Source organism: Spirillospora sp. NPDC048819 (genome assembly GCF_040650055.1).
GTDB lineage: Bacteria > Actinomycetota > Actinomycetes > Streptosporangiales > Streptosporangiaceae > Spirillospora.
This window is the reverse complement of record NZ_JBEZGN010000005.1, coordinates 179,920-202,232: the sequence shown is the minus strand read 5'-3', so window position 1 is coordinate 202,232 and position 22,313 is coordinate 179,920. Positions and strand designations below refer to the sequence as shown.

The window sequence follows — 22,313 nt, the reverse complement described above, 5'->3', positions numbered from 1 at the left end:
CCAATGGAGACGCTCCCACCGGTTCGCTGGGGGGCGGGGCGGAGACCGCGCACGCTTCCGGACGCGGTCTCCGCCCCCGTAACCGGTGACGTCCACATCCAGGTGGGGGGGACAAGGCCACGGCGGTACGCATGCGCCGCCGTGGCCTTGCTGATTCCTCCGGTGCCTCCGGCCCCGGGTACGCGATCCCCTGGGCGAGCCCCCTTGGCGAGCGCACCGGTGCGCGGGTCGGCGGGCGGGTGATGGGCTTTCGGTGATGGTTGAGGAGGCCGATCGGGGGGACGTGATGCTGCCAGGGCGGAACCGACAAACCCGGCCCGGGCACCGGCCCCCGGCATCGAAGGGACAAGGGACGCGCCATGACCGAGTCCGTCTCCATGACCGACGACGAGGTACGCCGGATCGACGCGTACTGGAGGGCGGCCAACTACCTGTCCGTGGGGCAGATCTACCTGCTGGACAATCCGCTGCTCCGCGAGCCGCTTGAACGCCGGCACATCAAGCCGCGGCTGCTCGGCCACTGGGGCACCACGCCGGGCCTGAACTTCTGCTACGCGCACCTCAGCCGGGTGATCAAGGCGCGCGAGCTCGACATGATCTACATCATGGGTCCGGGGCACGGCGGCCCGGCGGCCGTCGCGAACGCCTGGCTGGAAGGCACCTACAGCGAGGTGTACCCGGACGTGTCGCTGGACGAGGACGGCATGCGGCGCCTGTTCCGGCAGTTCTCCTTCCCCGGCGGCATCCCCAGCCATGTGGCGCCGGAGACGCCGGGCTCGATCCACGAGGGCGGCGAGCTGGGGTATTCGCTGGCCCACGCCTACGGGGCGGCGTTCGACAACCCCGATCTCGTCGTCGCGTGCATCGTCGGGGACGGTGAGGCGGAGACCGGGCCGCTGGCGGCGAGCTGGCACTCCAACAAGTTCCTCGACCCGGTGAAGGACGGCGCCGTCCTGCCGATCCTGCACCTGAACGGCTACAAGATCGCGAACCCGTCGGTGCTCGCGCGGATCCCCGAGGAGGAACTCGTCCAGCTGCTCGACGGCTACGGATACCAGCCGTTGCTCGTCGGCGGAGCCGGCGGGGTCGGCGGGATGGGCGGGGTCGGCGGAGCCGAGCCGGCGTCCATGCACCGCAAGATGGCCGCCGCGCTCGATCAGGCGCTCAACGAGATCGCCGACATCCAGCGCGGCGCGCGGGAGGGACGGGCGTCCGGGCGGCGGCGCTGGCCCATGATCGTCCTGCGGTCCCCGAAGGGCTGGACGGGCCCGGAGGAGGTGGACGGCAAGCCGGTCGAGAACACGTGGCGCTCCCACCAGGTCCCGCTCGCCGGCGTGCGCGACGACCCCGGGCATCTCGCGCAACTGAACGAGTGGCTGCGCTCGTACCGCCCGGACGAACTGTTCGACGACGAAGGGCGTCCCGTCGCGGAACTCCAGGCGTCGGCGCCCGCGGGCGAGCGCCGCATGAGCGCCAATCCGCACGCCAACGGCGGGCTGCTGCTGAAGCCGCTGGCCCTGCCCGACTTCCGTGACTACGCGGTGCCGGTCGACAAGCCCGGCACGACGTCCACCGAGCCCACCCGGGCCTTCGGGACGTTCCTGCGCGACGTCGTGAAGGCCAACCCGTCCAACTTCCGCATCATGGGCGCCGACGAGACCGCGTCCAACCGGCTCGGGGACGTGTTCGAGGCGACCGACCGCGTCTTCCAGGGCGAACGGCTCCCGACCGACGAGCACCAGGGTCCGTCAGGCCAGGTCATGGAGGTGCTGAGCGAGCACCTGTGCCAGGGCTGGCTGGAGGGCTACCTCCTCACCGGACGGCACGGGTTGTTCAACAGCTACGAAGCGTTCATCCACATCGTGGACGCGATGTTCAACCAGCACGCCAAATGGCTGAAGGTCACCCGGCACCTGCCGTGGCGGCGGCCGATCGCGTCCCTGAACTACCTGCTGTCGTCGCACGTGTGGCGGCAGGACCACAACGGCTTCACCCACCAGGACCCCGGCTTCCTCGACATCGTCATGAACAAGAAGCCGGAGATCGTCCGGGTGTACCTGCCGCCGGACGCGAACACGCTGCTGTCGGTCGGCGACCACTGCCTGCGGTCCCGCGACTACGTCAACGTGGTCGTCGCGGGCAAGCAGCCCGCCCTGAACTGGCTGCCGATGGACGAGGCGATCGCGCACTGCACCCGCGGCATCGGCATCTGGGAGTGGGCGTCGCATTCTCCCCGGCCGGGCGGCCCCGCCGGCGAGGTCGCCGAGCCCGACGTGGTCCTCGCCTGCGCGGGCGACATCCCGACGCTGGAGACGCTCGCCGCCGCCGACCTGCTGCGGCAGCTGTTCCCCGACCTGCGCGTCCGGGTCGTGAACGTCGTGGACCTCATGCGGCTCCAGCCGTCCAGCGAACATCCGCACGGGATGCCGGACCGCGACTACGACGCGCTGTTCACCACCGACAAGCCCGTCATCTTCGCGTTCCACGGCTACCCGTACCTCGTCCACCGGCTCACCTACCGCCGCGCCGGGCACCCCAACCTGCACGTCCGCGGCTACAAGGAGGAGGGCACGACCACCACGCCGTTCGACATGGTCATGCTGAACGACCTGGACCGCTACCACCTCGTCATGGACGTCATCGACCGCGTCCCCTCGCTCGGCGGACGCGCCGCCCACATCAGGCAGCGGATGGCCGACCGGCGCCTCGCGGCCCGCGCCTACACGCGGGAGCACGGCGAGGACGCACCGGAGATCCGCGACTGGACCTGGCCGTACTGATGACGGACGAACCGATGGCGAGTGAACCGATGCGGGTCCTCACGGTCAATCCCGGGTCGAGCAGCCTGAAGGTGAGCCTGCTCGACCTCGACGACACCGTCCTCGCCGTGGAGTCGGGCACCGGCCACGAGATGGCCCCGATGGTCACGGACATGCCGAAGCCCGACGCGATCGGCGTCCGGTTCGTCCACGGCGGCACCGACTTCACCGAACCCGTGCTCATCGACGCCAAGGTCACCGAACGGCTGCACGACCTCGCCGACCTGGCCCCCCTGCACCAGCCGGCGTCACTGCACGCACTGTCGGAGATCACCGGCGCGCTGCCCGGCGTCCCCGCCGTCGCCTGCTTCGACACCGCCTTCCACGCCACCCTGCCGGACGCCGCCGCCACCTACGCGCTCCCCGAGGAATGGCGGCGACGGTTCGGGCTGCGCCGCTTCGGCTTCCACGGGCTGTCGTTCTCCTATGCCGTCCGCCGCACCGGCGAACTCCTCGGCACGGTCCCGTCCCGGATGGTCGTCTGCCACCTCGGCTCCGGCGCGTCCCTATGCGCGGTCGCCGAAGGCAGCTCCATCGACACCACCATGGGCTTCACCCCACTGGAAGGGCTCGTCATGGCGTCCCGGGCGGGCAGCATCGACCCTGGCATCCCGCTGTGGCTGATCAAGCACGGCCTCTCCGCGCAGGACGTCAACTCCGCTCTCGACCGCGACTCGGGGCTCCGCGGCCTCACCGGCACCGGCGACATGCGCCGCATCCGCGAACTGGCCGGAGACCGCGACATGAACGCCCTCGCCGCCCTCGACGTCTACCACCACCGCCTCCGCGCCTGCGCCGCCGCCATGACCGCGTCCCTCGGCGGCCTCGACGCGCTCGTGTTCACCGGCGGCGTCGGCGAGCACGACCCGTCCGTCCGCATGCGCCTGGCCGAAGACCTCGCCTACCTCGGCGTCTCCGTCGACCCCGGCCGCAACGCGGAAGTGGACGGCGACGCCGACATCACCTCGGCCGGCGCCTCCGCCCGCACCCTGGTGATCGAGGCCCGCGAGGACCTGGAGATCGCCGCCGGCACCCGCCGAGCGCTCGCCGGCGAGTGAACCCCTGCCCTCGCGCCCACGAACGCCTTCACACGGGGTACTCGATCAATGCGGGCTCCTCGTTCCCGTCGGCGTAGACAAACAAGACCGGCGGCCACTCCACATACATCTTGAGCCGCGCCCGGCCGCGCGCCTGCATCTCCCCGAGCCACCCCGAGCCGACTACGTGGAACCCTCACTCGCCCAGCCGCGCCCACGTCACCTTCCCGCCACCGGCCAGCGTCCGTACACCCCAGTCCTGGACGAGCAGGCGCATCATCAGCAGCCCTCCCCCGGACACGGCCAGGTCGCTCCCTGCATCGCTCTTCGCGTCGCCCTTCACGTCGTCCTCCGCGTGGGACGAGCGGCAGGCCGTCGGAGCGGTGCTCCACCTCCACCACCGGATGGCCGCTCTCCAGAAGTAGACGTACGGGTGAACTCCGTGTCGGTGTGCCTGTGGACGTTCGTGACATTCACTGACGACCGTACGTCCGACGTAGTCGTCCCGCCCTGACCCGGGACAGTGCGCTGTACTCGAAGAGCAGGATCGGCTCCTTGGAACGCGGGGAGTCACGGCCCGACCGGCTCCTCGCCGTCCACGCCGACCGCGTCCTCGACACCCGCGAGGCGCTGGCCCACACGTGGAACAGCCTGTTCAGGGGACCAACGCCGTCCCGACATGGTTCGCCGACGCGGGAAAACCCGAGGTGATGCGTGACCAGCTCCAGCACCTCCTGACGATCTCCTGCCGTCGTACCCGCATCAGGTCGCCCTGCCCCGCCCGCACGAGGGCATCGGCGGAGCCTTCGCCATAGGCAACGCAATCAGTGGCGACACGACCACCGATCGCCTCGAAATCAACGGCTCACCGGGCTGTACGCGTCAATTCAGTCCGCCGCGTACCCCGTGAACCAGACCCTCGAACTGTTACCAAAGGGTGGCGCAGGAGAAATGGACCTGAGCACCGCCACATGGCGCAAGTCACGTCCACAGTTCCGGTAACCGCGGCGACTGCGGCAAGCTCGCAGGTATCGGCAACACTGTCGCTATCCACGACACCCCCAGCGGACCCAAACTTCTCCTCACCACGACTTCAGGCAGATGACCCAGAGTCTGAAGAACGCCTGATCCAGGAAAGCGCCAGCCGTTTTTATCTCGGGTGCTGATTCGGTGCTCGTAGCCCGGAGTTCGTGAATCGGTGCCGTGCGGTGGGGGCGGCGCTGCGTACGGGGCCGCCCCTCCAAAGTCAAGGGCGCCTTCGGCGTCGCTTCGCGATGGGACTCCGTCCCACCCTTGACTTCGGAGCCTCTGCGGCCCCTGAGTGCAGCTTTTCGTCGGGCAGGCTCCGCCTGCCCTCTGCCCGACGCGCCGCCCCCACCGCCAGCCAAGAAGCTTCACCGTCATACCTTAAAAGGCACCGGCTATTTTTTGTGAATCCGGCGAATGGGATGGGACGGCGGATGGGATGGGTCGGGAGGGGATGGGGACGGCGTATTCCTTGGGCGATGCCCGATTTTTCGGACTCGTTCCTTTGTTAAATGCCGTCAAACTCCGACGTGGCGCGGTGGTGACAATATTGAAGCCTGATATGGACTGCAAGTGGGGGCGGGAGCCTTTAAAATGGAGGCATGGAAACAGTCGCGGTCGATCTGGCGGGGGCGTCCACCATGGAATTGGTGAACGCCGCGTCGGCGATCGCGGCCGAACTCGCCCGGCGCGAGCCGCCCGAATCGGCGGCCGCGTGCCTGGAACTCACCGAGGTTCTTTCCGCGGCCGGTGACATGAACGAGGCCGCCCTCGCCGGCTTCGTCTCCGTCGTGGACGCCGGTCGTGAGGTGCAGCGGTGGGGCTTTCCCTCCACGCAGTCGTGGCTGCGCAACAGGCTCGGCATGCGCGACACCCGGGCCAGGGAACGCCTCGCACTCGCCCGGCAGCGGCACCGGCTCACCCAGGTCATGAGGCGGTGGAGCACCGGTGACCTGTCGCTCGGGTACGCCGCCACCATTGCCGGTGCAGTCGTCCGGCTGGACGATGACGACTGCGCCGCCGCCGAAGAGATCCTGCTCGGGATGGTCGACCAGGACTTCTCGGCCGGGAAGGTCGCCTCGTTCGGCAAGCGGATCCGCGACGTCATCGCCGAGCGGGACGGCACCGAACAGGCACCCGGCGACGCCCAACGCGGCTACGAGCGCTCCTGGATCGATTCGACGCGATCCCTGGACGGCGGCCGGTACATAAAGGGGTGGCTGAACGCCGAGGACGCCGCCATCTGGGACGGCACGCTCGGGCCGTTGGCCAAGCCCGCCGGAGCCGACGACGATCGTGACCTGTCCGAGCGGACCGCAGCAGCGTTGTCCGCTGTGCTGTCGGGCGGGCATAGGGCCACCAAGGTCACCGTCATCTGCGACCTGGACACCCTCACCGGCGGCCACGCCCCCGCCCGTCTCACCGACGGCACCCCTATCCCCGCCGAGCAGGCCCGGCGGATCGCTCTGGCGGCCGGGGTCTCACCCCTGCTGCTGGGACGCGGTCACGTGCCGCTCTACCTCGGATACCGGGAGCGGTTCGCCACACCGGGGCAACGACGTGTCCTTGAGGCCCTCTACCCCACCTGCGCCGTCGTGGGCTGCGAAGTCCCCGGGACGTTGAGCGAGGTCGACCACGTCCACGGCTGGGCCCTTGGCAACAGTCCGACCGACATCGACCAACTCACCCTCACCTGCGGATTCCACAATCGGTACAAGGCCGCCAACCCCGGTCGGGTCACCGTCCACCGAGACACCGAAGGCCGCTACAGCTACCGCCTCCGGCACCCCGGAACCGACAGCGGCGGCGAGATCAGGACGCCCATCGCGACCGGCCGTCCACCGCCCTGGAACCAGGCCGCTTGAACTGCGGCCGAACCGGCGAGGCCGCTCGCCACGCCGGGCCGACGTGGCGGTCGGCGCCCCGTACGAGGAACTCGGGGAGCTCATCGATACCGGCGCGGTCAGCGCGCCCAAACGGTGGCGACTCCGGGCTGGCCGCCACCGGAGCCAGGGAGATCATCAGCCAGAGTACGTCCGGCGTGCCCGGAGGCTCCGACCGCTTCGGGGGTATGGAGGCGGCCTTCAGCTTGAGCTCCGTCGGGCGGCCGCGTCCAGGATCTCTCGCAGCTTGTGCGCGAAGGCCTCGGGCTGCCCGGCATGGCCGAACTCGCCGTCGAGGAACCCGCCGTGGTTGCTCGGGAATACCGTCGCCGTCTGACCGAGCAGTTCGGCCGTGGCGACCGCGGTGCGTGCGGTGAAGGCGTCCCCGGTCTCCTCGCCCACCGCGATCACGACCCGGGTCGGCGTCGCGGCGAGTGCCTCGGCGTCGGGCCGGTAGTCGCTGACCGCCCAGGACCGGTCCGAGAGCAGCGGATCGTCACGGGAGCCGTCGTCCTCGGCCGGTATCCCGAACGTGGCGGGATCCGGTGCGGGCTGGGCGAAGTAGTCGCCGGTGAACTCGCCCTCCCAGGACGTCATCCTGATGAAGGCCGCCATGCCGGCGCCCCAGCCCCTGTCCTCGTAGGCGTCCCGGACACCGGCCCGGGCGCGCTCGGCGGCCCGCGCGTCGGGGAGCACCGGAATGAGCGGCGGCTCGTGCGCGACCAGGGTGGTCACGTCGCCGGGGCAGGCCGCTATGAGCGCGAGCGCGGTCACCGCGCCGCCGCTGCTGGCGAACATCTCGACCGGGCCCGCGCCGAGCGCCTCGATCACGCCGCCTACTTCGCCGCCAGCGGCACCCCCGCACCCCCGCATCCCCCCCGCATCCCCGCATCCCCGCATCCCCGCATCCCCGCATCCAGCGGAGCCTGACCGACAACGCCAAGAACTGCCGCGACAGCCACGCTTTCCAGCAGGCGGGCGCCGACATCGGCGCCCGGCAGAAGTTCACCCGCCCGGGCGTCCACGTCGGCGGCCTGGGTCTCGGGGGCGTGGTCTACTCGGCCGTCCTCGCGGACGCTGCGGCTCAGGCCGCGCGGGTCGTAGGTGATCACGGTGCGGTCGGGGAAATGAGACGCCGGCGCGCGGAAGCCGGCCGCGTCCATGGGCTGGCCGATCATGACCAGCGGCGGGCGTCCGCCGACGGCCGGCAGCGGACCGTGGACGTCGTAAGCGATGTCGGCCTCGGGAGTCTTGAGAATCTGCGTGCTCATGACCGCGTAGGCCCCGTCCCCGTCGAAAACTTATCGCCGCCGACGCACCGACCGTCGCGAACCGGGGCGCCAGCGGTCAGGGCCGCCCGCAGGTCGGCGTCGATCACGTTCCTGCGGGTGCGGGCGGTTCATTGTGGGTGTCGGGACATCCGTGTCGCGGGCGGGAAGGGGACTTCGCCGGTCGTCACTGGACCTCTGGGTGGTTGTCCAGCAGTTGGTCGGCGAGGCGGGCTCGGTGGGCTCCGGGAGGGCCGAGGAGCAGTTCGCTGCTTTTCGCGCGCTTGTAGTACAGGTGGGCGTCGTGCTCCCACGTGTAGCCGATGCCGCCGTGGTAGTGGACCATGGCGGCCGCCGTCTCGAAGAACGCCGGGCCGATGTAGGTCTGCGCGAGCGAGGCCGCCGCCGGCAGGCCGGGCCGGTCGTGGTCGGCGGTCCACGCGGCGAAGCGCAGCACCGACACCGCCTGCTCCCAGGCGCTGTACATGTCGGCGCAGCCGTGCTTGACGGCCTGGTACGAGCCGATCGCGCGGCCGAACTGCATGCGCGCCTTCGCGTACTCGACGGTCAGCTCCATCGCCCGCCCCATGCCGCCGACCTGCTCGGCGGCCAGCGCGACCGCCGCGAGGTCCGCGACGGTCTCCAGCGACGCCCCCGCGTCGGGTGCCGACAGCGGACGGGCCGGTGTGCCGGCGAAGGCGAGTTCGGCGAGGCGGCGGGTCGGGTCGAGGCCCGTCAGGACGGTGCGGGTGAGGCCGACCGCGTTGCCCTCGACGGCGAACCAGCCGGGGCCGTCCGGTGTGCGGGCGTAGACGAGGACCAGGTCCGCCGAGTCGCCGGCGAGGACGGGTGTCTTGACGCCGTCCAGCCGCCACGTCGTGTCGTGTCCCGTCGCGGTGGTCGTCCCGCCGGCGAGGTCCCCAGGCGCCGCCGCCCTCCGCGGCGGCGACCGTGCCGACGAGTTCGCCCGCGGCCAGCCTCGGGAGGAGCGCGGCGCGGGCGGGCTCGTCCTCGTCGAGGGTGAGGAGGGCGTCGGTCGCGAGGACCGCCGATGCGAGGAACTGTGAGGGCGCGAGCGCGCGGCCCAGCTCCTCCAGCACGACGGCGCGTTCCGTGTGGCCCGCGCCGGAGCCGCCCAGGTCCGCCGGGACGACCAGGCCTAGGACGCCGAGTTCGCCGAGCGTCCGCCACAGGTCGGGGTCGTAGCCCGGCACCGAGTCCATGACCTCGCGGACCTTCGCGGTCGGCGAGCGGTCGGTCAGGACCTTGCGGACGGTGGCGCGCAGTTCTTCCTGTTCGGGGTCCAGTACGAGTTTCACCGGCCGCCCTCCTCACGCTGGGTGCCGACCTTGAGTTCGCGGAACGGGACGTCCCGATCGACCCGCGGTTCCTTCGGCAGGCCGAGGATGCGTTCACCGATGATGGTGCGCTGCACCTCGTCGGTGCCGCCGGCGATGCCGGACGCGGGCGCCGCGTTGACGCCGAGTGCGAGAGCGTCGCCGTGGACGTCGCCGGGCTTCCAGGCCACCGCGTTCGCGCCCGCCAGCTCACCGGCCACCGCGATCGCGCGACGCAGTTGCAGCGCGCCGGCCAGCTTGGCGACGGAGCCGCGCGCGCCCGGCGGGCGGCCCGCGGCGGCCTCCTGCCGCATCCGCGCGTTCAGCAGGTCGAGGGCCCGCTCGTGCGCGTACAGTCCGGCGAGCCGTTCGCGCTGCGCCGGGACGTCCGCGACGCCTTCGCGGCGGGCCAGGTCGAGCAGCGCGGCGAAGGCGAGCGCGCTGTTGCGCGACGGACGCGATCCGCCGATCGACACCCGCTCGTGCCCGAGCATGGTCACCGCGGCCCGCCAGCCGCCGCCGACCTCGCCGATCACCGCGTCCGCGGGGATGCGCACGTCGTCGAAGTACACCTCGTTGAACGGCGCCTTCCCCGTCATGTCCTTGAGGGGGCGGACGGTCACGCCCGGCGCGTGCATGTCGACGATGAACATGGTGAGGCCCGCGTGCTTGGGGACGTCGGGGTCGGTACGGGCCAGCAGGGCGCCGAAGTCGGCCCATTGGGCGTTGGTCGTCCACACCTTCTGCCCGTTCACCACCCAGCCGTCGCCGTCGCGGACGGCGCGGGCCTGCAGGCCGGCCACGTCCGAACCGGCGCCCGGCTCGGAGAACAGCTGGCACCAGATCTCCTCGCCGCGCAGCAGGCCGGGCAGGTGGCGCCGCTTCTGCTCGGGCGTGCCGAGGTCGACGAGGGTCGGCCCGCACATGCCGAGGCCGACGATGAACGGGTAGGTGGGGAGGTCGAACTCGGCGGCCTCCTCCGCGAAGATCTGCTGCTCGGCGGTGCCGAGCCCTTGACCGCCGGCCTCCTCGGGCCAGGTGATCCCGGCGTACCCGGCGTCGTACAGCGCGGCCTGGAACTCCTTGGCGCGGCGCAGATGCTCGTCGGGCGTGACGTCCGGGTCGGGGGCGGGCGCATGCGCGCGCAGCCAGGCGCGGACGCCGGCCCGGTAGTCGTGTGAGGTCATCGGCTGTTCCTTCCGGTCGCTCGTCACGTCGCTTTCATGCCGCCGGGCCGCGGACGGCGTCGCGGGCGGCCTCGGCCAGGCGGATCTCCTGGTCGGCGCGGGCCTGCGCCTCCTCCCGGTAGCCGTCGTCTGCCATGTGCCCGGCCGCGTAGCGGGCCCGCACGCCCACGCTGATGCAGGCGGAACGCCACTGGGCGAACGCGACCCAGTACGGGACGTCCGACACGTCGCGGGACGACAGCCGCGCATACCGGTCGACCAGGTCCGCTCTGGACGGGAATCCGGGCACGACGGTGGGGCCGGGGGTGCCCACCGGCTGCGGATCGTCCGGTTCCTGCCAGGTCGCCAGGAGGTAGCCGACGTCGGCCAGCGGCTCACCCGAGGTCGCCAGCTCCCAGTCGAAGACGGCGCGGACCGTGCCGTCGGGGCCGAACGCCAGGTTGCCCGGGCGGTAGTCGCCGTGGACGATCCCGGTCCGCTGCGTCGGGACGTGCGCGGCGAGCAGGTCGTGCACCTCGTCGAGCAGGGCGAGATGCGCGACGTCGGACTGGCGGATCTGGCGATGCCAGCGCCGCAGCTGCCGCTCGGCGTACCCGGTCGAGCGCACCATCGCGTCGAGGCCCTGCTCGTACGGGTCGAGGACGTGCAGCGCGACGAGCACCTCGACGAGGCTCTCCCCCGCCCGTGCCCGCGCCGCCGGATCCAGGCGCGCCGCCGCGTCGGCGTCGGCGAGCACGAGTCCGTCCACGAAGCCCATGACGTAGAACGGGGCGCCGGCGACGCCGGTGTCGTCGCAGAACGCCAGCGGCGGCGCGACCGGGACACCGGTGCCCGCCATCGCCGTCATGAACCGCCACTCCCGTCCCATGTCGTGCGCGGTCTGCAGCACGCCGCCCATCGGCGGGCGGCGCAGCGCGTACGCGGCGCCCGCGGCGTCGGTGACCCGGTAGGTGAGGTTGGAACGGCCGCCCGAGACCAGCGCGAACTCGACCGGCGCGACCAGCCCGTCGACGTTCGCGCTGAGCCAGCGCCCGACCCGTTCCCGGTCAATGCCCCATACGGGTTGGGCCCCGCCCGGTTCAGCCCCGCCGGGTTCAACCCCGCCCGGTTCAGGGCCGCCCGGTTCAGCGCCGCCCGGTTCAGCGCCAAGCGGTTCGGCCCCGCTCGGCTCGGCCCCGCCCGGCTCGGCCCCGCTCGGCTCGGCGTCAACCGGCTCGGCCCCGGTGCCGGGACGGGATTCAGTGGGCGACATGGTTCGGCTCCCTCTTCTCCAGCAAGGAGCGGACGCCTTCACGGTGGTCTTCCATGCTTTCCTCCCTGGTCGGCTCGCCGGCGCCGGGGGCGGTGGTCGCGGGCGAAGCCGGTCTCAGTCGGTGACCACGCTTTTCCGTAAGATTTCCTGTACGAACGTTCGGTCTTGCCGTCTCCTCCGGAACGCGGGCGTCAGGGGAGGCGGGCGCCCACCATGTCGAGCGCGAGCCGCCGGTAGTTCCGCGCGACCTCGGTTCGGCTGAGCGGACCGTCCGGCGAGAACCAGGCGGCCACGCCGGTGCACATCACGACGATCGCCCTGGACGCCTCCAGCGGGATCGGCGTGGTGAAGACGCCGAGTTCGGCGCCCCGCGTGATCACACCGTCGAACAGCCGCTGCTGCTGGTGGCGCTTGGCGATGTGGCGGGTGCGGACCGGCTCGTGCAGCGCGCGCAGTTCGCTGGTGCCCAGCATCGTGCCGCGCTGGTCCCGCAGATGGAACAGCACGTGCGTCTCGACGAGCGCGCCGAGCCCGCCGGCCGGCTCGTCACCGGCCGCGGCGAGCGCCGCGCGGCTGTCGCGGAGCAGGGCCTCGATCCCCCGCTCCATGATCGTCGCCAGGACCTCCTGTTTGGACTCGAAGTGGTAGTAGAGCGCGGGCGGGCTGATCCCCGCGCGCATCGCGATGTCCCGGACCGAGGTGCCGTGGTAGCCGTGCTCGGTCATCACGGCGACCGCGGCCCGCAGGATCCCGGCCTCGCCCGGTCCCTGCTGCGCCCTGGGCCCGTGGCCGGCCCTGGACGCGCGCGGCGCCCTGACCGGTCGGCCGGTCGGCGCCTCCTCCCCCGCCGGAACGGCTCCGGCGGGGGCCGAGGGCGGGAACGCGTCCGGGTCGGGCACCAGTCGGTCCATGATGGGCTCAGTCCTTCGCCCTGTTCGGACCGGCGAAGCCGAACAGGTAACCGGCGACCTTGCGCATCTGGATCTCCTCCGACCCTTCGGTGATCCGGTACCGGCGGTGGTGGCGGTAGATGTGCTCGAACGGGGTGTGGCGGGTGTAGCCGAGACCGCCGTGCACCTGCATCGCCCGGTCGGCGGCCTCGCAGACGAACCGGTTGGCCCGGTAGTTGCACATCGAGACGCGGTCGCTGATCTCCATGTGGGGCAGCCGGTCCAGCTCCCACGCCGTCTTGCGGATCAGCCCCCGCAGCATCTCGGCCTCGGTCTGCAGCTCGACCAGCGGCCACTGGATCGCCTGCCGCGTCGCCAGCGGACGGCCGAACGTCTCGCGCCTGCGGGCGTACTCGACGCTGCGGTCCACGCAGTACTGCCCGGCGCCGACGCCGGAGGCCGCCTGCCGGATCCGGTTCTCGTGGACGAACGTCTGCGCCACCGCCAGGCCCTCGCCCTCCGCTCCGAAGACCGCCGAGTCCGGCACCCGCACGTTGCGGATGGTCACCTCGGCGTGGTCGGTGGGCATGTTGAACGTCCACCAGTGGAAGTCGACCGAGAAGCCCGGCGCGTCGGTCGGGACGAAGAACGCGGTGATCCCCCTGGCGTCGCCCGGTTCGCCGCTCGTCCGGGCGAAGACCACGTCGTGGGTGGCCGAGTGCATCCCGGAGTTGAACCGCTTGGCGCCGTTGATGATCCAGTCGCCGCCGTCGCGGACGGCCGAGGTCTCCATCCAGGTGGCGTCGCTGCCGTGCTCGGGTTCGGTGAGGCCGAAGCCGATCCGCTTCTCGCGGGCGAGCATCGGCTCCAGGTACTCCTGCTTCTGCTCGGGCGTCCCGAACTCCAGGAGCATGTGCGCGAACGGGAAGTTCCCGACGACGGACGCCTCGTTCTGCAGGTCGTTGTGCAGGCCGAGGCCCTTGTGCGCCAGGTGCTCGCGGATCACCGCCATGTCGAGGTTCGTCCCGTCGGAGCCGCCGACCTCCTTGGGCAGCCCGTAACGCAGCCACCCCGCCGCGTCGGCGCGCCGGAACATCTCGCCGAGCAGCTCCTCCCACTCGGGACGGGGCACTCCGCCGTTCTCGAAGTCGGTGCGCGCGTACTCGCGGCGGTGGTCGAAGAAGCGCTCGTTGTCGTCCTGGGACTGGAGCGGCGCGATCTCCCGTTCGATGAAGGCGTCCAGCTCCGCGAGCCGCCGGGTCAGCTCCGCGGGGAGGTGGAAATCCATAAAATCTCCTTAACCTTTGTTCAGTCAGCATGCCACCGACTTCACCCCGGAAGGAAGAGGGCGGAAGGCGGTCCGGCCGTGACCCCGGCCGGGGGGCGGGGGGCTGCGGACCCGCGCGTCAGCGTCCCGGCTTCTGGTCCTCGCGGGCTCGGCGCTCCTCGTCCTCCAGGAGCGGGCCCACACGGAACGGGACCTGGTGGGTCAGGACGATCGAGGTGGTGCTGCGGCGGACGCCGGGGCAGGCGAGGATCGAATCGATCACCTCATGGAGCTGCTTGCCGTTCGGCGCGACCGCGCGGACGAGGAGGTCGCCCTGGCCGGTGATACCGAGCACCTCCAGGACGCGCGGGATCGCGGCCAGCGCGACGGCGGCCTCGCGGAGGCGGCCCTGGGCGACTTCGAGGGTGACGAACGCGGTCAGTTCGAAGCCGATGGCGCCGAGATCGACCTCACGGCCGCGGTGTCCGATGACGCCGTCGCGTTCGAGCTTGTCGACGCGGGAGTGGGCGGTGTTGCGGGCGATGCCGAGCCTGGCCGCCAGTTCGGTGATACCGATGCGGGGCTGCTCGACGAGGCGGCGGAGGATCTGCAGGTCGAGGAGGGTGGGGCGGGTCACGAACGCTCAGCTCCGTCACGCGGTCTGTTCCTACCTGAGCGATCCGCTCAAGTATCGACCCACCATCCTGCACGAGCGCCCATCATGGGCGGGCCGGCGCCTCGGACGTCCAGTACCGCCATCTCGACAAGGTCATGCCCCGCCGACGTCCATCGGCGAGGCATGACGTGGGCTCTTGCGCTCGCCGCCGCACCGTCGCCGAGCCGGGACGCTGGGCGGATCACCCATCCCTACGAGAGGGAGGGCCGGCAAGAGAAGCCCACTGGCGCGGTTCCGGCGTACCCGCCGGCCGCTGGACATTTCTCGAACCGGGTTACAGCATGCCCTGGTTCTGGGCCTCGTACTGAGCGGCGCCCTGCTGCTCCTGGGCAGCGCCCTGAGCCTCGGCCGCCGCAGGCTGCTGCGCCTCAGCAGCACCCTGCTCCTGCTCCTGCACGGCAGCGCCCTGCTCCTGCTCCTGAGCGGCACCCTGAGCCTCGGCCGCCGCAGGCTGCTGCGCCTCGGCCGCCGCCGGCTGCTGCTCCTGAGCAGCGCCCTGCTCCTGCTCCTGAGCGGCACCCTGAGCCTCGGCCGCCGCAGGCTGCTGCGCCTCAGCAGCACCTTGCTCCTGAGCGGCACCCTGCGCCTCGGCCGGCTGCTGCTCCTGAGCAGCACCCTGCTCCTGCTCCTGCTCCTGCGCGGCAGCGCCCTGGGCCTCGGCCGCCGCAGGCTGCTGCGCGGCACCCTGCGCCTCGGCCGGCTGCTGCTCCTGAGCAGCGCCCTGCTCCTGCTCCTGCACGGCAGCGCCCTGCGCCTCGGCCGCCGCCGGCTGCTGCGCCTCAGCGGCTGCCGGCTGCTGCTCCTGAGCAGCGCCCTGCTCCTGCTCCTGCGCGGCAGCGCCCTGCGCCTCAGCCGCCGCAGGCTGCTGCGCCTCAGCAGCACCCTGCTCCTGCTCCTGCGCGGCAGCGCCCTGCGCCTCAGCCGCCGCAGGCTGCTGCGCCTCGGCAGCACCCTGCTCCTGCTCCTGCGCGGCAGCGCCCTGCGCCTCAGCGGCCGCCGGCTCCTGCGCGGCGGCGCCCTGCGCTTCGGCCGCCCCCTGCTCCTGGGCGGCGCCGGCCTCGACGTCCTGCTCCGGGCCCTCGACCTCGAGCGCTACGGGGCCGACCTTCTTCCCGTGCACGTTCTGCTTGATGTCACCGGTCTTCACGGGCTTGAACCCGTTCTTCGCCGAGGTGCCGGGCGACTTGTTGATCTCGGCGTAGTTCTGGTCGCCGGGACCGTTCTCGGAGATGTAGTGCGGGTTGATGGTGTAATGCGGGTTGATGTAGATGTTGATGTCCTGCGGCGCCTTGGCCTCGGCCGACGCTGCGGGAACGGCCAGAAGGCTGCCCCCCATGGCCAGCCCCACGACCGTCGCCACGCGAGCGATGCGATTCATTCCTTCTCCCCCTTGTGGTGAATCGATTCGCGTTCTGCGAACTCGTTGATCATAGCAAGGCGGTTGCGCGAGCTTAAATCTCGGCGGCCATTATCGCAACATACCCCAAACGGTAAGAATCAGACTTACCGTCACTTTTACAGAACGAGCAACTTCACTTTTCCGGTGCCATCGGCGTATAGGGCCGGACGGCCGGAGTAAGCGCCCTGAGCCCCTTCACTAATGGCCGCGAGTGTGGTGTGGCGGCCTACGGTTCGGTTGTCATCCGCACCGCTGCGACACCCGCACTTCAGGCAGGCTCCTCGTCATCCGGCACAGTGGAGGCCGATCCATCGTGCGGGCGTGTCCACGACGCCCTCGCCGTCGGCCCCGCTCCGCGGGGAAGGCCCGAACGAGTTCTCCGGCCCCCTCTCGGCACCCAGAGGACGCGGACTGCCCTCGGTCTGGAGTAGCGACCCGCAGCGCCCGCCCAGCGCCCGGTTCCACGGAGGCGGACGAAGGAGGGGCGCCTGATCACGGCGCGGCCGAGCACCGCCGCACAGCCCAGGTGGCTGACCGAGTGCGCGGGCGGGGCGCGGGAGTTCCAGTCGTCCGGGACGCTGCCGAACATCCACGTCCACACGTCGGAGAGGCCTCCCAGGGGGACCTTGACGGTGTAGGCGGCGGCGACCTTGAACTCTGTGCCAAGACTCCATGACCTCCGGGTCATCGGCGCCTCGGTCCGCCCCCGGACGTCTTCCCCGGTCAGCGAAATCGACCGGGACCGGAAACGTGTACGGAATTGACCGGTCTTGGCGTCCATATAAGCCTGCAACGTGCCGTCCCCGGAGAGCGTGAGACCGAAGTCAGGCGGCCTGACAAGGCGGAACCGGCTGTTCATCGAGGCTCGCACCTCGAAGGAAAGTCCGGCTTCCGGGCGTCCACCGACGGAGCCCACGGAAAATGACCCGCCGACACCGGCTCCACCCTCGAATGTGAGCGCCAGACCATCCTGGGTCAACGAACTTGTCACGCCGCCGCCAAGGCCCCGATAGAGACTTAACTTAAACGCGACGCCGCCGTCGTCCACTGGTATTGAAATGGCTCGATCTTGGTCGAGATTCCCGCCCTCGGCAAAATGGCTCTCCGGCGCCGTCCGCCCGCCGGAGGGCGGAACGCTCTCCGGGACGGGCCCATCGCCGGGTGACGCCGTCGAGGAACAAGATGGATCGACGGCACAGCCGCAGGCGCGAACGAGCTCCGTTCGCGCCTCCAGGACGATCACCATCGCCGACGCCGCCAGGATCACCGCGGACACCTTGATGATCCGGACACGCCTGTTACTACACGCTCGTTTCATGAGTCCTCAGCCCACACACCTGGCCCATGCGTACAGAACAGCGACACTACAACGGTACGCAGCTAAATGAACACATAGAGTAACCATCGACTTCTTTACGCGACATAGCAGGCGTCTGCCGGGGACGTCCTGACGGCCGGTTCCGTGGGGGCTGTGCGCGCCCGGCAGGGCATGAAGCGGACCCGATGAGTCAGGCCCGCCGGGCCCATCCGGCGGAGACCGCGGATGGGCCCGGCGGGCCTGGGCGACGGATCAGGACGCGGTGAGTTCGCGTCGGCGGGCGGACCACTGGAGGGAGTGGCGGATGGCGTCTTCGATGGTGTATTCGGGCTTCCAGCCGAGCAGTTCGCGCGCCTTGGCCGGGTCGACGTAGGCGCCGACGACGTCGCCGGGGCGGGCGGGGGCCTCCTCGACCTGGAACGAGTCGCCGACGACCTCGCGGAACGCCTCGACGAGTTCGCGGACGGTGGTGCCGTCGCCGGTGCCGAGGTTGATGACCTGGTAGCCGGGCCGGCTCCCCAGCGGCGGGATGATGGAGTCGAAGCGGAGCGCGGCCTCGTAGAAGGCGCGGGCGATGTCCCAGACGTGGATGTAGTCGCGGATCGCGGTGCCGTCGCGGGTCTCCCAGTTCACGCCGGTGATCTTGAACGGGACGCCGAGTTCATGGCACTCGATCATCTTTCCGAGGGCGTGCGTGGGCTTGCTGTTCTGAAGTCCGGTGCGCAGCTGCGGATCCGCGCCGATCGGGTTGAGGTAGCGCAGCGAGATGACGCGCAGGCCGTAGGCGTTGGTGAGGTCCTCCAGGAGGATCTCGGCCATCATCTTCGAGCGGGTGTAGGGGTTCTGCGGTTCCAGGGCCGACGTCTCGGAGACCGACAGGTCCGGCTCGGGGCGGTACATCCCGGCGGTGGACGCGAAGATCATCCGGTCGCAGCCGTTGCGGACGAGGTGGTTCGCGAGGTCGAGGGTCCTGCTGAGGTTGACCCGGTAGTAGCGCAGCGGGTCGGTCATCGAGTCGGGCACCACGATCAGCGCGGCGCAGTGGACGGTCGCGATGATGTCGGGGTGGTCGCGGAAGATCTCGTCGACCAGGTCACCGTCGCCGATGTCGCCCCGGTAGAAGATCTTTCCGTCGGCGAACTCCGGCCGGCCCGTGATCAGGCTGTCGAGCACCACGGGCGTCACCCCGCGTTCGGCGAAGGCGGAGGCGATGGTGCTGCCGATGAACCCGGCTCCCCCGGTGATCAGGACTTTCATGTGGCATCCCCTGATAGCCAGTGCGTCCCCTGAATGGTCACGCACAGGATCAGCAGGCGAACCCGGACGGTCAACGTCCAGCACGCCAGGTGACCGGCACCGGACGCGGGTGAACCCGCGCTAACGCCGGAGCGTCCGCGCACGAGTTCTTCCGGGGCCGTCACCAGCGAAGATCGCGGAGCGTGGCGGCGCGGCATACGGACGTCCAAAACGAACGGCGTCCGAACGGGCGTCCGGACGGGCGTCGTCCGGGAGCGTCGTCCGACGCGAGTACAGCGTTTGCGGGATCCGCTCGGCTCCGGCGCCGGTCATCGTCGGTGCATGCAACCGATCCGCGTCCTCATCGTGGACGATCACGCGCTCTTCGCCGAGGCCCTCGCGGCGCGGCTGGGACGCGAGCCCGATCTGGTGATCCTGCCGATCGCCTCCGACGTGCGGCGCGCACTCGCGCTGACCGCCACCGAGCGCCCGCAGGTGCTCGTTCTCGACCTGACGCTCGGCGCGGAGAGCGGCCTGGACGTCCTGGACCGGGTCCGCGAGTCGCACCCGGACCTCCGGGTGGTCGTGCTGACCGCGATGAGCGACCTGGACGCGCTAATGCAGGCCGTCCGGCGCGGCGCCGTGGGCTGGCTGGAGAAGACCGAGAGCGCCGACCTGGTCGCCCGGGTGATCCGGTCGGCGGCCCGGCGGGGCGGCTGGATCCCGCCGGACGTGCTGGGCGAGGTGCTGCGCCGCCTCATGCGGGACGACGGGGAGCCGGACGGCGGCGCGCGGCTGCTCGCGGAGCTGACGCCGCGCGAGCGGGAGGTCCTGCAGTGCATGGTGGACGGCCTGGGCCGCGCGGAGATCGCCGAACGGCTGGGCCTTTCGGCGAACACCGTCCGCACCCACACGCAGAACCTGCTGGCCAAGCTCGACGTGCACTCCGCGCTGGAGGCGATCACCCTCGCCATGCGGGCCGGCATGCGGCCGTCGCACCGCTGACGCGGGCCCCGCGTTCCCCGGGGTCCTTCCTGGTGCAAACGGCGTAGGCCGGGGTCGTCTTTTGGGCGATTGCTCCGGTGCCGGGCCTTCTTACGCTCGCCGTGACGGAAGCCGGAGGGAAGCTCGTGGAGATCGACGAAGTCGCGGCGCGGGTGGTTCGCAGCTACTGGGCGGTCCTGCTGATCATGACAGTTCTCCCGCTGACGCTGGTGGCGCTCCTGATGAGCGCGCAGCAGCCGCCGTCGGTCGCGAAGTCGCGGCTGCAGGCCGGCGGCGAGGCGACCGACGCGGCGACCGGGGACGCGGGCGTGAGCATCGTGGTCAGCCAGGTGAAGGCGTTCGCGACCGGCGACACCCTGCTGCGGGAGGTGCTGCGGCGGCAGGGGATCGACCGGTCGGTCCCGAAGCTCGCGAAGGCCATCGGCGTGTCCGGGCTCGGGACGTCCACGGTCGTGGAGCTGTCGGTGAAGGACGCCGACCCGGTCGTGGCGCGGAAGCTGGCGGACGCCATCGGGGCCGAGGTCGTCAAGGAGATCAACGCGTCCAACCAGGGCGCGATCAGGCAGCGGCTGAACGAGATCGACAAGCGCGCCCGGCAGCTGGAGGGCCGTCTCGGGCCGCTGTCGCGGCGGGCGGCCGGGCCGGTTCCGGACATCGGGGCCGCGAACGAGCGGGAGCGGGTGCAGTCGGAGCTGACGGACCTGCGGTCGAACCGCTCGGATCTGCTGACGCAGCTCACCTCGGCCGGGACGGCGTCGGTGGTGCAGCCCGCGGTGCTCGCCCCGAAGTCGGATCCGATGGTGATGATGTCGGCGATCGCGGGGCTGGTCGGGCTGGTCGGCGGGATTCTGATCGCGGTCGTGACGGAGATGGTCCGGCCCACGATTCCGGGGCAGCGGCGGGTCGCGCGGCGGCTCGGCGTCCCGCTGCTCGGCTGGGCCGACGGGGGTCCCGCGCAGCTCGCCGACCTCGGCCGGCGGGTGCGGCTGGCGGCGAAGAAGGAGGACGTCGGCCGGGTCACGCTGGTCGGCGCGCCGGGGCCGCTGCCCGCCGAGCTGGTGTCGTCGGTGGCCGCGGCGGTGTACGGGAACGAGACGAAGCTCGTCGCGGCCCGGCCGGAGCACGGCGAGCCCGGGGAAGGCGGCGTGGGCGGCGAGCCCGGCACGAGCGGTCCGCCCCGAGCGGACGGCGACGGGCCGTCGCTGAACAGCGGCGGGCACGGCGGCCGGAGCGGCACGTCGGTGGTCCGCGCCGGCGGGAGCGCCGCCGTCATGACGAAGAGGTCGGGCGGGGTGTCGCCGTCGGAGGTCACCCAGCCGGTCCCGGTCCGCCGGCTGTGCCACGTGCACGCGTTCGAGGACATCGACCCCGGCGCCGACGACACGGTCGGCGTGGTCGTAGCGGTCGGGCCGGTGACGACGGTGTCCGGACTGGAGACGGTCCGCGACCTGGTCGCCGCCTCCGGCTGGCCGCTGCTCGGCGTCGTGGCCACATCACGCAAGGCGACATCACGGTCGACTTCGCGCAAACCCGCCAAGGGGCGGAAGAACAAGGAGTAGCCAGATGAGTCCAGCCGTTCCGTTCTGCGTCCCGCCGCTCACCGACGGGGTGCCCGACGCGGTCGCCAAGGTGCTCGACTCCCGATGGCTCACCACGGGCCCGGAGACCGCCGCGTTCGAGCAGGAGTTCGCCGACCACCTCGGCGCCGCACACGTCGTCGCGGTCGCCTCGTGCACGAGCGCGCTGGAGCTGAGCCTCCGCGCGATGGGCCTGCCGCCGGAGTCGCCGGTGCTGACGCCCAGCCTGACGTTCTGCGGCGCGATCAACGCGATCCTGCACGCCGGGCACCGTCCCGTCCTGGTCGACATCGACGAGGAGACGCTGGTGCCGAGCCCGGAGACGGTCGCCGCGGCCGCGGCCCGGGTGAAGCCCGCCGCGATGGTCACCCAGAACCAGGGCGGCTACCCGGTGGACGTGCCGGCTCTGGCCGCGGCTGCCGGCCTCGACCGGAGCAGGGTGGTGGAGGACACCGCCCACGGACCGGGCGCGGCGCGCGGCGGCGCCCCGGTCGGGTCGTCGTCGTATGCGGCGTGCTTCTCCTTCTACGCGACGAAGAACATGCCGATCGGCGAGGGCGGCGCGGTCGCGACGAGCGACGAGGAGTTCGCCGACCGGGTCCGGTCGATGCGGCTGCACGGGATGAGCAAGGACTCGTGGAAGCGCTACCTGCCGGGCGGAAGCTGGCGGTACGACGTGAAGGACATCGGGCTGAAGGCCAACATGACCGACGCCCAGGCGACGATCGGACGCGCCCAGATCCGCTCGCTGCCGGGCTGGCAGCGGGACCGCGCCGAGCTCGTCGCCCGCTACGACGAGGCGCTGGCCGGGGTGCCCGGAGTCGTCCTGCCGCAGCGCGGCAGCCTCGACGGCGTCCAGCACGCCTGGCACCTCTACCAGGTGCGCATACCGGAGCGCGACGCGGTCGGCGACGCGATGCAGGCGGCGGGCATCGGGACGTCCGTCCACTTCATCCCGGCCAACCAGCTGACCGCCTACCGGCGGCTCCTCGGCGAGGAGGAGTGCGGGCTGCTGCCCGTGACCGACCGCGTCGGGGAGGAGCTGCTGTCGCTGCCGCTCTATCCGGGACTGACGGAGGACGGCCAGCACCGGGTCGTCGCCGCGCTCACCGAGGCCCTGCGGACCCGGAACTGAC

18 protein-coding genes and 1 pseudogene are annotated in these 22,313 nt (G+C 71.3%); 7 read left to right on the top strand and 12 right to left on the bottom strand.

Features of this window, described 5'->3' with window-relative positions; translation table 11 throughout:
- Positions 1-359 precede the first annotated feature (359 nt).
- Together AB0C35_RS10265 and AB0C35_RS10260 are read left to right on the top strand one after the other, a co-directional pair.
- Entirely contained in the window at positions 360-2,780 is a 2,421-nt protein-coding gene (locus AB0C35_RS10265; protein WP_358452742.1) for a phosphoketolase family protein, read from the top strand.
- 14 nt (positions 2,781-2,794) lie between these two features.
- Positions 2,795-3,877 (top strand): acetate/propionate family kinase, encoded by a 1,083-nt coding sequence (locus AB0C35_RS10260; protein ID WP_358452740.1) that lies wholly within the window; start codon positions 2,795-2,797, stop codon positions 3,875-3,877.
- A gap of 175 nt (positions 3,878-4,052) precedes the next feature.
- Here AB0C35_RS10260 and AB0C35_RS10255 read toward each other — a convergent pair whose 3' ends face one another.
- The gene (locus AB0C35_RS10255) at positions 4,053-4,199 is read right to left on the bottom strand and encodes a hypothetical protein (protein WP_358452738.1); all 147 of its coding nucleotides are present in this window, start codon (positions 4,197-4,199) and stop codon (positions 4,053-4,055) included.
- A gap of 1,285 nt (positions 4,200-5,484) precedes the next feature.
- Between AB0C35_RS10255 and AB0C35_RS10250 the strand changes: the two genes are divergently transcribed.
- The gene (locus AB0C35_RS10250; protein ID WP_358452736.1) at positions 5,485-6,747 is read left to right on the top strand and encodes a DUF222 domain-containing protein; all 1,263 of its coding nucleotides are present in this window, start codon (positions 5,485-5,487) and stop codon (positions 6,745-6,747) included.
- 219 nt (positions 6,748-6,966) lie between these two features.
- On the opposite strand, the gene AB0C35_RS10245 is transcribed toward AB0C35_RS10250, so the two are convergent.
- The 3 genes from AB0C35_RS10245 to AB0C35_RS10235 form a co-directional block, all read right to left on the bottom strand.
- A complete protein-coding gene (locus AB0C35_RS10245) occupies positions 6,967-7,596 on the bottom strand; it encodes an alpha/beta hydrolase (RefSeq protein WP_358452734.1) in 630 nt (209 codons plus the stop codon).
- A gap of 5 nt (positions 7,597-7,601) precedes the next feature.
- The gene (locus AB0C35_RS10240) at positions 7,602-8,036 is read right to left on the bottom strand and encodes a hypothetical protein (protein ID WP_358452732.1); all 435 of its coding nucleotides are present in this window, start codon (positions 8,034-8,036) and stop codon (positions 7,602-7,604) included.
- A 184-nt stretch (positions 8,037-8,220) separates the two neighbouring features.
- A complete protein-coding gene (locus AB0C35_RS10235; RefSeq protein WP_358452730.1) occupies positions 8,221-8,622 on the bottom strand; it encodes an acyl-CoA dehydrogenase family protein in 402 nt (133 codons plus the stop codon).
- A gap of 265 nt (positions 8,623-8,887) precedes the next feature.
- On the opposite strand from AB0C35_RS10235, the gene AB0C35_RS10230 reads away from it, so the two are divergent.
- Positions 8,888-9,100: a hypothetical protein gene (locus AB0C35_RS10230; protein WP_358452728.1), complete on the top strand. Its 213-nt coding sequence runs from the start codon at positions 8,888-8,890 to the stop codon at positions 9,098-9,100.
- On the opposite strand, the pseudogene AB0C35_RS10225 reads toward AB0C35_RS10230, so the two are convergent.
- The 8 genes and pseudogenes from AB0C35_RS10225 to galE form a co-directional block, all read right to left on the bottom strand.
- Positions 9,056-9,352: pseudogene (locus AB0C35_RS10225) on the bottom strand (acyl-CoA dehydrogenase family protein); the annotation flags it as partial. The gene AB0C35_RS10230 and the pseudogene AB0C35_RS10225 sit on opposite strands and share 45 nt — an antisense overlap.
- On the bottom strand, positions 9,349-10,557 hold the full coding sequence (locus AB0C35_RS10220) for an acyl-CoA dehydrogenase family protein (protein ID WP_358452726.1): 1,209 nt from the start codon (positions 10,555-10,557) through the stop codon (positions 9,349-9,351). The gene AB0C35_RS10220 and the pseudogene AB0C35_RS10225, both read right to left, overlap by 4 nt.
- 34 nt (positions 10,558-10,591) lie before the next feature.
- The gene (locus AB0C35_RS10215; RefSeq protein WP_358452724.1) at positions 10,592-11,809 is read right to left on the bottom strand and encodes a phosphotransferase; all 1,218 of its coding nucleotides are present in this window, start codon (positions 11,807-11,809) and stop codon (positions 10,592-10,594) included.
- A gap of 191 nt (positions 11,810-12,000) precedes the next feature.
- Positions 12,001-12,720 carry a TetR/AcrR family transcriptional regulator gene (locus AB0C35_RS10210; RefSeq protein WP_358452722.1) on the bottom strand — a complete coding sequence of 240 codons (720 nt, stop codon included), beginning with the start codon at positions 12,718-12,720 and terminating at the stop codon, positions 12,001-12,003.
- Between the two features lie 7 nt (positions 12,721-12,727).
- Positions 12,728-13,987 (bottom strand): acyl-CoA dehydrogenase family protein, encoded by a 1,260-nt coding sequence (locus AB0C35_RS10205; protein WP_358452721.1) that lies wholly within the window; start codon positions 13,985-13,987, stop codon positions 12,728-12,730.
- A 118-nt stretch (positions 13,988-14,105) separates the two neighbouring features.
- A complete protein-coding gene (locus AB0C35_RS10200) occupies positions 14,106-14,603 on the bottom strand; it encodes an Lrp/AsnC family transcriptional regulator (RefSeq protein ID WP_358452719.1) in 498 nt (165 codons plus the stop codon).
- Between the two features lie 313 nt (positions 14,604-14,916).
- On the bottom strand, positions 14,917-16,020 hold the full coding sequence (locus AB0C35_RS10195) for a hypothetical protein (RefSeq protein WP_358452717.1): 1,104 nt from the start codon (positions 16,018-16,020) through the stop codon (positions 14,917-14,919).
- A gap of 1,591 nt (positions 16,021-17,611) precedes the next feature.
- Complete coding sequence (gene galE, locus AB0C35_RS10190; RefSeq protein WP_358452715.1) at positions 17,612-18,616, bottom strand: UDP-glucose 4-epimerase GalE; 1,005 nt, start codon at positions 18,614-18,616, stop codon at positions 17,612-17,614.
- A gap of 321 nt (positions 18,617-18,937) precedes the next feature.
- Here galE and AB0C35_RS10185 point away from each other — a divergent pair, with 321 nt between their 5' ends.
- From AB0C35_RS10185 to AB0C35_RS10175, 3 genes are all read left to right on the top strand, one after another.
- Complete coding sequence (locus AB0C35_RS10185; RefSeq protein ID WP_358452713.1) at positions 18,938-19,600, top strand: response regulator transcription factor; 663 nt, start codon at positions 18,938-18,940, stop codon at positions 19,598-19,600.
- Between the two features lie 125 nt (positions 19,601-19,725).
- Positions 19,726-21,159 carry a hypothetical protein gene (locus AB0C35_RS10180; protein WP_358452711.1) on the top strand — a complete coding sequence of 478 codons (1,434 nt, stop codon included), beginning with the start codon at positions 19,726-19,728 and terminating at the stop codon, positions 21,157-21,159.
- Between the two features lie 4 nt (positions 21,160-21,163).
- A complete protein-coding gene (locus AB0C35_RS10175; protein WP_358452709.1) occupies positions 21,164-22,312 on the top strand; it encodes a DegT/DnrJ/EryC1/StrS aminotransferase family protein in 1,149 nt (382 codons plus the stop codon).
- Position 22,313: the final 1 nt, after the last annotated feature.

Bases quoted from the DNA above. Each gene is read 5' to 3' on its own strand.
- AB0C35_RS10240 (WP_358452732.1), bottom strand. From the start codon at position 8,036: ATGAGCACGCAGATTCTCAAGACTCCCGAGGCCGACATCGCTTACGAC.
- AB0C35_RS10215 (WP_358452724.1), bottom strand. From the start codon at position 11,809: ATGTCGCCCACTGAATCCCGTCCCGGCACCGGGGCCGAGCCGGTTGAC.
- AB0C35_RS10195 (WP_358452717.1), bottom strand. From the start codon at position 16,020: ATGAATCGCATCGCTCGCGTGGCGACGGTCGTGGGGCTGGCCATGGGG.
- AB0C35_RS10210 (WP_358452722.1), bottom strand. From the start codon at position 12,720: ATGGACCGACTGGTGCCCGACCCGGACGCGTTCCCGCCCTCGGCCCCC.
- AB0C35_RS10260 (WP_358452740.1), top strand. From the start codon at position 2,795: ATGGCGAGTGAACCGATGCGGGTCCTCACGGTCAATCCCGGGTCGAGC.
- AB0C35_RS10220 (WP_358452726.1), bottom strand. From the start codon at position 10,557: ATGACCTCACACGACTACCGGGCCGGCGTCCGCGCCTGGCTGCGCGCG.
- AB0C35_RS10235 (WP_358452730.1), bottom strand. From the start codon at position 8,622: ATGGGGCGGGCGATGGAGCTGACCGTCGAGTACGCGAAGGCGCGCATG.
- AB0C35_RS10265 (WP_358452742.1), top strand. From the start codon at position 360: ATGACCGAGTCCGTCTCCATGACCGACGACGAGGTACGCCGGATCGAC.
- galE (WP_358452715.1), bottom strand. From the start codon at position 18,616: ATGAAAGTCCTGATCACCGGGGGAGCCGGGTTCATCGGCAGCACCATC.
- AB0C35_RS10250 (WP_358452736.1), top strand. From the start codon at position 5,485: ATGGAAACAGTCGCGGTCGATCTGGCGGGGGCGTCCACCATGGAATTG.
- AB0C35_RS10175 (WP_358452709.1), top strand. From the start codon at position 21,164: ATGAGTCCAGCCGTTCCGTTCTGCGTCCCGCCGCTCACCGACGGGGTG.
- AB0C35_RS10185 (WP_358452713.1), top strand. From the start codon at position 18,938: ATGCAACCGATCCGCGTCCTCATCGTGGACGATCACGCGCTCTTCGCC.
- AB0C35_RS10205 (WP_358452721.1), bottom strand. From the start codon at position 13,987: ATGGATTTCCACCTCCCCGCGGAGCTGACCCGGCGGCTCGCGGAGCTG.